The organism is Corallococcus sp. CA047B, from assembly GCF_003612065.1.
Taxonomy (GTDB): domain Bacteria; phylum Myxococcota; class Myxococcia; order Myxococcales; family Myxococcaceae; genus Corallococcus; species Corallococcus praedator.
The window spans coordinates 1-8601 of sequence record NZ_RAWD01000374.1; the positions used below are offsets into that span (position 1 = coordinate 1).

Genomic DNA, 8601 nt, shown 5'->3' on the forward strand with positions numbered 1-8601 from the left:
CCTCTACGTCGCCCGCCCTGCCGGCGCTGCCCGCCCTGCCCAGGCTCGCGGCGGCGCCGGTGCCTCCCGCGCCGCCGCGTCCTCCCAGCCCTCCGGACATGGATGACGGCGACACCTTCGCGTACCTCTCCGACGGTCGGACGATGATCTCCGGCTCCTCCGACGACGTGCACCTGGCGCGCACCTTCAAGCAGAAGGGCAAGGACATCATCTTCGTGCGCCGCGCCGACAAGCCCTTCCTGATCCGCGATCCTCAGACGCTCGAACAGGTGCGCAAGCTGATGGAAGAGGCCGGGAAGCTCGGGGATGCGCAGGGCGCGCTCGGACAGCAGCAGGCGGCCCTCGGCCAGAAGCAGGCCGCGCTGGGCCAGAAGCAGGCGGAGCTCGCCTATCCCCAGACGCAGCTGGCCTCGAAGCACGCCGCGCTCGCGCTCAAGCACGCGGACATCGGCGTGGAGCGTGCCCGGATCGCCGCCGCCCGGCGCGACGACACCGACCGCGACGACGTCGAACGCGATCGCCAGGAGGAGGCACTCGACAAGCGCGAGGCGGACCTCGATCGCGAGCGTGAAGGCTTCGACAAGCAGCAGGAGGAGCTCAGCCGGAAGATGGAGGCCCTGGGGGAGGAGCAGGCGAAGCTCGGCCAGGAGCAGGCGAAGCTCGGCGAACAGCAGGCGAAGCTGGCCGAGGAGCAGGCAGGCCGTCACCACGAGCAGTTCAAGAAGGTCATGAACGTCGTTGACGAGGCCATCCGCAAGGGCCTGGCCGAGCCTCTGCCCACCTGAGGACGGAGGGCGCGGCCCCCACGGTGACGGCGCACGCGGGCTTCCCTATACCGGGACCCGGTGTGAAGCCTGTTCCGGAGGTCGCCATGTCCGCCGCCGTCCCGCAGCACACGTCTCGCACCACCATCGACATCCTGGTGCGCCGGGTCCGCGAGGGCTCGGGCGCGTGGGCGAAACTCGCCCTCACGGAGCGGATCAAGCTCCTGGAGGACCTGCGCCGCGCGTACGTCGCCATCGCGGAGCCGAGCGTGCGCGCGGCCTGCGAGGCCAAGGGCATCGACCCCGGCGGGCCCCTCGCGGGAGAGGAGTGGCTCGCCGGGCCCATGGTGGTGGTGCGCAACCTGCGCCTGCTCGCGGACTCGCTGCGCGACATCCAGAAGCACGGCGTGCCCGTCATCCCCCGCTCGCACCTGTGCACGCTGGAGGACGGGCGGCTGGCCGCGAGGGTGTTCCCCCGCGACCGGCTGGAAGGAATGCTGCTGCCCGGCAACGTGGGCGAGGTCTACTTCCAGCCCGGCGTCACCGCCGACAACCTGCGCGAACACCAGGCGTCGTTCTACCGCAAGCCCCACAAGGGCCGCGTGTGCGCGGTGCTGGGCGGCGGCAACGTCAACTCCATCCCGCCGCTGGACTGCCTCTACAAGCTCTTCGTCGAAGGCACCGTCTGCGTGCTCAAGATGAACCCCGTCAACGCGTACCTGGGCCCCTTCCTGGAGCAGGCCTTCGCGCCGCTCGTCGCCCGGGACGCGCTGGCCATCGTGTACGGCGGCGCGGAGGAGGGTGCGCAGCTCGTGCAGCACGACGCGGTGGACGAGGTGCACATCACCGGCAGCGACCGCACCCACGACGCGCTCGTGTGGGGCCCGCCCGGCCCGGAGTCCGATGCGCGCCGACAGAAGAACGAACCGCTGCTTACCAAGCACGTGTCCAGCGAGCTGGGCAACGTGTCCCCAGTGGTCGTGGTGCCGGGTCCGTACTCCGACGGAGACCTGCGCTTCCAGGCGGACGACATCGCCGGCATGGTCGCCAACAACGCGTCCTTCAACTGCAACGCGGCCAAGCTGCTGGTGCAACCGAAGGACTGGAACAAGCGCGGCGCCTTCGTGGACCGCATCCAGGCAAGCCTCGCCCGCGCCCCCGTGCGCCGCGCCTACTACCCGGGCGCGGACGAGCGCTGGCGCCAGTTCACCGAAGGCCGCCCCAACGTGCGGCTCGTGGGCACTCCAGGTGAGGGCGACCTCGCGTACGCGCTGCTGCCCGACGTGGATCCGTTGAAGACGCAGGACCGCGTCTTTCGCCAGGAGCCCTGGTGCACGGTGCTGTCGGAGACGGGCCTGCCCGGTTCGGAGGATCCAGTGGTGTTCCTGGAAGCGGTGGTGGCGTTCCTCAACAACACGGTGTGGGGCACCCTCAACGCGACGCTCCTCGTCCACCCGAAGTCCCTCAAGGATCCGAACGTGAAGGCGGCGGTGGAGAAGGCGGTGCGCGAGCTGAGATACGGCACCGTGGCCATCAACACCTGGCCGGGCGCGGCCTACGCGCTGGGCAGCCTGCCCTGGGGTGGCCACCCGTCCTCGTCGCTGAAGGACATCCAGAGCGGGCAGGGCTGGGTGCACAACACGTTCATGCTGGAGTCCATCGAGAAGGCGGTGCTGCGCGCCCCGCTCAAGTCCCTGCCCGCGCCCCCCTGGGTGCCGGGACACCAGGGCATGGCGGACCTGGGCCGCAGGCTGGTGGATTTCGAGCAGTCGCCCTCGTGGTGGAAGGTCCCGGGGGTCGCCCTGGCGGCGCTGCGCCGTTGAGGGGGCGGTGAAACATCCGTGAGACCGCTTCGGGGCAGGCGGGGAAGCTGGCTTTCCGGAGGCTCGTGGTAGGTAGGGGACATGGCATCCAGGTACGCACAAGAGGGTGGTCAGTTCCTCCAGCAGGGCCAGCCCGGGGAGGCGGTGAAGAGCTTCCAGAAGGGGCTCTCCATCGACCCGAAGGACGTGGACTGTCTGATGGGATTGGTGCGCACCCACCTGAGCACCGGGGCCGCCCGGGATGCCGAAGGGGCCGTGACGCGACTGTTACAGGTGCAGCCGGAGAACACCGAAGCCCAGGCCCACCTGGCGATGCTCAAGGCGCAGGCCGGGGACCCGGTGGCGCTGGTGACGCTCAAGGCGCTGGCCGCCGCGCCCACCGCTGGCTACTTCGAGCGCTTCAACCTGGGCACGCTCCTGTCCGAGCGCGGAGACCTGGACGGCGCCAAGGCCGCCTTCGAGGCCGCGCAGGTGGTGGCGCCCCAGAGCGTCTACCCGCACTTCGAGCTGGGCCGCATCGCGGTGCAGCGCAAGGACACGAAGGCCGCGGTGGAGCACTTCCAGCAGGCCGCGGCGCTGGCGCCCCAGGAAGCCCTGCCGTTCCTGATGCTGTCGCGCGCGCACGCGTCCAACGGCGCCGTGGGCCTGGCCATCTCCGCGGGCGTGCAGGCGCTGGAGCACGCGCAGGGCAAGACGCGGCTGGCGGTGCTCCAGGACCTGTTCCGGCTGTACCTGCTGGCCAACAGCCAGGAGGCCGCGCGGCGCACCATCCTGGAGCTGCGGCAGATCGACCCCGAGCGCATCCAGTACATCCACCTGCAGGGCCTGTCGGCGATGCTGGCCGGCGAGCTGGCGGAGGCGAAGGGCCTCTTCCAGGACGCGCTCCGGCGCGCGCCCAACCAGTGGGATGTGCGCCACTCGCTGGCGCAGGCGCACGAGGCGCTGGGCGAGCGTGCGGACGCGCGGCGGTTGTTGGAGGAGACGGTGGTGGCGGCCCCGAACGAGCCCGGCCCCACCAACGACCTGGTGCGTCTGTTGATGGGTGACCAGGACCATGCGCGGGCCCGCGTGCTGCTGGAGCGGGTGCTGGCCGCGAACCCCCAGGACGCGCTCACGCACCTGAACCTGGCGCGCGCCACCCAGCCGTTCGACCGGGCGGAGGCCACCCGCCACGCGAAGCAGGCCCAGTCGTTGGGCGAGGACGACCTCGTGAAGACCCAGGCGGCGCAACTGCTCACGGAGCTGGGCGGCTGACGCACCCCGTCTTCCCCGGGCCCACCCCCGTGCCTACCTTCTCGGCCACGGCCCGGGACGGGCAGGGGGGACGTATGCGCAAGGCGGAGCAGGCATTGATTGAACAGTTGGAGGCGCGCTTCCGGGAAGTCACGCGTCTGCTCTACGACACGACCATCCCCGCGAGGGTCCTGGACGAAGAGCTGATGCCAATGATTGCCGAGGACGTCACCTTCACGGACCCCTGGCAGAAGGGGGGTGGCAAGGAGACGTACCGCAAGGGTGCGGCGGGCTTCCACTGCATGTTCCGCTTCGACTTCGACATCTTCCAGCTCAACATCCAACTGGAGCCGGATGGGAAGAGCGGCCGGGCCATGGTGGACGGGGTGATGAACCTCAAGCAGTTCGCTTGGCTGTACACCTATCCCCTGCGCACCATCCTGGTGTTCGACTTCACGCTCCAGCGCGGCGAGGACGGCGGCGAAGCGCTTCCGCTCATCCACGCGCACGAGGAGATGTGGAGCTTCGCGGACATGATCGCCAACGTGCCGGGCGTGACGACGCTCTACAACGGCTTCCGCAACACCTTCAGCAAGGGCTTCCTGGTGGCCTCCGCCGTGTGCGGCCGCCTCAAGCAGGCCACGTAGAGCAAAGCAGGACAGCCCTGTCAGGAACGCAGGGCGTCCGCTGTGCTGGAATCGGGACACGCGTGTCAGTGCACACGCGGTCCTCCCTCGGGGCAGGCGTCTGTCTGCCCATGGGCACAGGCGTTGCTAAGGCGAGCGGGTCCCATCCCTTGCGAGGAGGAACCCGCGTGCGACCCAGGCCCTATCCCATCCTGTCGATGCTGCTGGCGCTCACCGCCGCGGGCTGTGAGCCCGGGCTTGAAGCCGCCGGAGTGCGGGAGGCCACGGCCTCGCGGCTCGAGGATGACCGCGTGTCCGTCGCGGTCACCCTGGCCTGCCAGGAGGTCTATGGCCTGCCCAGGGCGGATGGAAAGTGTGATGCGGATGACGACCGCATCTGTGTCTCCGCGCGTTGGTACGCGGCCGACGACCTCCGCTTCGAAAGCCCCCTGACGACGGTGGAGCAGTGCCAGAAGGTCCCCTCCATCGAAGGCATGCAGTTGACGCTGACCTCGCCTGACGCGGTGGCGAAGGACCCGGGCCTGCGAATCCTCATCCAGGCGGATCCCCTCGCGACGGGCATCATCCTCGCCAATCCCTGACAGCTCCTGGAGATGACCATGCACAAGACCTTCATTGCCCTGGCCCTGGGTGGGTTGCTGTCCGCGTGTGGACCGGACTTCGATGTCGTGGGAGTCCGGGCCGCCACCGCGACCCGGGACGCCGACGACCATGTCACCGTGACGCTCGTCCTGACCTGTCTGCCCATCGACGGGTCGAAGCTGGACACCTGTGACGACGAGGAGAAGGGGTGGTCCCAGTGCGTGGATGTCGGCTGGTACGAAGGCAGCCCCGTGGGCAAGTCCAAGGACCGTAACGTCGAGGTCCCGAAGTACGTCACGGGGGTGAGCGAATGCGTGAAGGTGTCGCCCGTCGAGGGCTCGACGGTGGCGCTCCGTTCGAAAGAGCCGATTCCTCGGGACGTGCCGCTCTTCATCGCGGTCGACTCGGGCAGTCCCGGGGAGGGGCCCCGGGTCGTCCTCGTCAGCCCGTGACGCGCGTGGGCTTCAGGCGGGGATGAGCTTCTCCGCCTGGAGCTGACGCATCAGCGCGACCATGGCCTCCGTGCTGTCCAGGTGCATCTCCTGGAAGCCGAAGCGGCGTGCCTTGTTCACGTCGAAGAACGCGTCGTTCTCCACGTGGAAGATGAAGTCGCCAAAGGCCCAGTTGGCCAGCTTCTTCAGGCCGTGCGGGTGCAGGCCGTGGCGTTGCGTGAGCGCTTCCCAGACGGGGGATTTGTCCTTCATCGCCTCGGTGAGGGAGAAGGGCTGCGGGTCGGCGCACGCGATGCCGAACGCGTCCGCGATGCGCGGGAAGACCTGGCTCCAGCGGAAGACGTCGCCGTTGGTGATGTTGAAGATTTCGCCCGCGCAGGCTTCATTGAGCGCGGCCCACTCCATGGCCTTCGCGAGCACGGTGGCGTCCGTCACGTTGGCGAGGATGGAGTAGGCGCGCGGCGTGGAGGGGAAGCGCAGCGGCACGCGCAGCGCCTTGCACAGCGACGCATACACGCCGATGAGGTTTCCCAGGTTCATGGGATTGCCCACGGCGATGCCCATCATCATGTCGGGCCGCAGGGCGGTCCAGCTCCAGCGCCGGCCCTTGGAGGCGTCGCGCAGGTAGTCCTCCTGGTCGTAGTAGAAGTTGGGCGGGAAGTGGCGCGGGTCGGTCTCCTTCGCGGGCGTCTTGTAGAGGCCGAACTGCGCGCCGTACGCCTTGCCGCCCTGGATGAAGGAGACGTGACGGAAGCCCGGCGCGTGCTTTTCCAGGGCCTCCACGGTGTTGCGCAGCAGCGCCACGTTGACGCGGCTCAACTCCGCCGCGTCCGGACGCTCCTGGTAGGCGGCGAAGAAGACGTGGGTGACGTCCTTGAGCCACTCCGCCGCGCCCGCGAACGCGTCCGGCGACAGCAGGTCCAGCGACCGCACCTCCGCGCGCGTGGCGAAATCCGGCGCCCCGCGCGCCACCGCCTTCACCGCCCAGTCCGGCCGGGTGTCCAGGTGCGTGATGAGGTTGCGGCCGATGATGCCGGTGGCGCCCAGCACCAGCGCGGTGTGCTTCGTCGTCATGGGGAGTCCCTCCGCGAAGTGTCTGTCTTCAGCGCCCGAACAGCCCGCGCCGCTTGGGGGGCACCTGCCCGCCCTGCACGCGGGACAGGCGCTGGCCCAGGATGCGGCTCATCTCCAGCGCGACGGCGGGGTTGGCCATCATCACGCCCCGGAAGTCGTCGCGGCCCACCGCCGCCAGCTCGCACGGCGTGGTGGTGACGGCGGTGGCGTTGCGAGGCTCGCCGGTGAGCAGCGCCAGCTCTCCGAAGAAGCCGCCCTGCTTCACCGTGGCCACCGTGTTCCGCGAGCCGTCCTTCATCGCCACCTCGCCGGAGACGACCACGTAGAAGGTCTCCCCCGGGTCGCCCTGGCGGAACAGCTCCGTGCCCGCGGGCTTCTGGAGCAGCTCCGCGCCGCGCGCCACGTTCTCCAGCTCGTCGTCACTCAGGGGCGACAGGAAGTCCAGCTTGCGCAGGGTCGTGGCCAGCGACGACGCCAGCCCCGCGCCCAGCGGCGGCTCCGCCGTGAGGAACTCCACCGCCGTGGCCACCTGCGCGCGCCGCGCCACCAGGATGACCGTGGACCCGGCGCGCAGCTGCGTGTTGCCCTCCGGCAGCTGCGTGTTGCCCTGGGGGTCCACCATCGCGATGAAGATGCACTCGCGCGGGAAGCCCTCCAGGGTGCGCACCTGCGCCACCGTCTGTCCCGCCACCCGGGCGCGGGACGGAATGGTCAGCTCGAACAGGAGCGCGTCGCTGTTGGTGAGCGGCAGCGACCCGGACACCTGCGGGAAGTCGATGGCGGTGGTCATCTTCGCCACCACCACCTCCGCCTCGGCCACCAGCTCCTTCACGCCCGCCAGCCGGTAGGCTTCGCGGTAGTTCGTGTCCAGCATCCGCACCATCAGGCGCGCGCTGGACACCGCGCGCACCAGCATGGTGAACGCCAGGTTCGCCGGGTCGTGCGCCAGCACCGCCGCCGCCACGTCCGCCGTGCTGATGCCCGCCGCCTCCAGCACGCGCGGATTCGTGGCATCCCCGCACACCGTCACCACGCCCACCTCCTCGAAGAGGCGCGCGCAGATGCCAGCATCGCGTTCGATGACCGTCACCGTGTGATGCTCCGACACGAGCCGCGCCGCCAGCGCGCCGCCCACCCGTCCTCCCCCCGCGATGACGATCTTCATGTTGCGCCGTGCTCCTTGCTGTCCTTGCTCGCGCTGCCGCCGTGCAACACCTTCTCCAGGTCCAACATCCGCGCGTCCAGGTGCGCCAGCATCTCCTCCGCCGTCGCCTCCGGAATCAGCCCGTTGCGCCGGGCCCCCTGCAACGCCGTGCGCTCCGCGTCGATGAGCCGCCGCCGCATGCTCAGCAAATCTTTCGCCCCTTCCGCCAGGTGCTGTTCGCTGATGCGCCGCAGCTCCCGCTCCGCCCGGGCGATGTTCACCTGGTACTCGCTGCGCAGGTGCTCATAGGCCGCTCGCGGCAACAGGCCCTGCGTGTGCAACGTCTCCAGCTCCACGTGCGCCGCGCGGCTGGCGATGAGCTTGCCCCGCTGTCCCGCCATCTCCAGCGCCACCTTGTCCTGCTGGAACAACCCCAGCCACTTGAGCGCGCCCGTGAGCGCCAGCCCCTGGCCCACCATGGACACCAGCGTCACGCCGAAGGCGATGGCCACCAGCTGCTCGCGCGCGGGCGTGTTCTCCGGCAGGCCCAGCGCCAGACCGATGGACAGCGCGCCCTTGATGTTGCCCACCAGGAACACGTGCTGCCACCGCAGCGGGATGGACTCCGCGGGCTTGAACAGCTTCAACAGCAGGAAGGGCAGGTAGATGGCCACCGCGCGCCCCAGCACCACCGCCACCACCGCGATGCCCACGCCCGGCAGGTGTCCCTGGAGCGCCTCCGGCCGCGTGTCCAGGCCCACGGAGAGGAACAGGAACGTGTTCACGCCGAAGGTGGCGTACTCCCAGAAGGAGTGGATGGCCACCTGGCTCTGCGGCGGCACCTCGCGCCGCAGCGTCACGCCCACCGCCAGCCCCGCCACC

At 69.8% G+C, this 8601-nt stretch carries 8 protein-coding genes and 1 pseudogene; 6 read left to right on the plus strand and 3 right to left on the minus strand.

Features of this window, described 5'->3' with window-relative positions; genetic code table 11:
* The 6 genes and pseudogenes from D7X74_RS43290 to D7X74_RS36055 form a co-directional block, all read left to right on the plus strand.
* Positions 1-785: pseudogene (locus D7X74_RS43290) on the plus strand (biotin transporter BioY); the annotation flags it as partial.
* A gap of 86 nt (positions 786-871) precedes the next feature.
* Entirely contained in the window at positions 872-2587 is a 1716-nt protein-coding gene (locus D7X74_RS36035) for an aldehyde dehydrogenase family protein (RefSeq protein WP_120537518.1), read from the plus strand.
* An 81-nt stretch (positions 2588-2668) separates the two neighbouring features.
* Positions 2669-3841 carry a tetratricopeptide repeat protein gene (locus tag D7X74_RS36040; protein WP_120537519.1) on the plus strand — a complete coding sequence of 391 codons (1173 nt, stop codon included), beginning with the start codon at positions 2669-2671 and terminating at the stop codon, positions 3839-3841.
* Between the two features lie 74 nt (positions 3842-3915).
* Positions 3916-4467, plus strand: a complete 552-nt coding sequence (locus tag D7X74_RS36045; RefSeq protein ID WP_120537520.1) for a hypothetical protein — start codon at positions 3916-3918, stop codon at positions 4465-4467.
* 167 nt (positions 4468-4634) lie between these two features.
* The gene (locus D7X74_RS36050) at positions 4635-5048 is read left to right on the plus strand and encodes a hypothetical protein (RefSeq protein WP_147444451.1); all 414 of its coding nucleotides are present in this window, start codon (positions 4635-4637) and stop codon (positions 5046-5048) included.
* Between the two features lie 18 nt (positions 5049-5066).
* On the plus strand, positions 5067-5501 hold the full coding sequence (locus tag D7X74_RS36055) for a hypothetical protein (RefSeq protein ID WP_120537522.1): 435 nt from the start codon (positions 5067-5069) through the stop codon (positions 5499-5501).
* Between the two features lie 12 nt (positions 5502-5513).
* Here D7X74_RS36055 and D7X74_RS36060 read toward each other — a convergent pair whose 3' ends face one another.
* The 3 genes from D7X74_RS36060 to D7X74_RS36070 all read right to left on the minus strand — a co-directional run.
* Positions 5514-6575 carry an SDR family oxidoreductase gene (locus D7X74_RS36060; RefSeq protein ID WP_120537523.1) on the minus strand — a complete coding sequence of 354 codons (1062 nt, stop codon included), beginning with the start codon at positions 6573-6575 and terminating at the stop codon, positions 5514-5516.
* 28 nt (positions 6576-6603) lie between these two features.
* Positions 6604-7740 carry a cyclic nucleotide-binding domain-containing protein gene (locus D7X74_RS36065; RefSeq protein WP_120537524.1) on the minus strand — a complete coding sequence of 379 codons (1137 nt, stop codon included), beginning with the start codon at positions 7738-7740 and terminating at the stop codon, positions 6604-6606.
* Positions 7737-8601 (minus strand): cation:proton antiporter (locus D7X74_RS36070; RefSeq protein WP_199741978.1); only part of this gene is annotated, 865 nt, incomplete at its 5' end. The genes D7X74_RS36065 and D7X74_RS36070, both read right to left, overlap by 4 nt.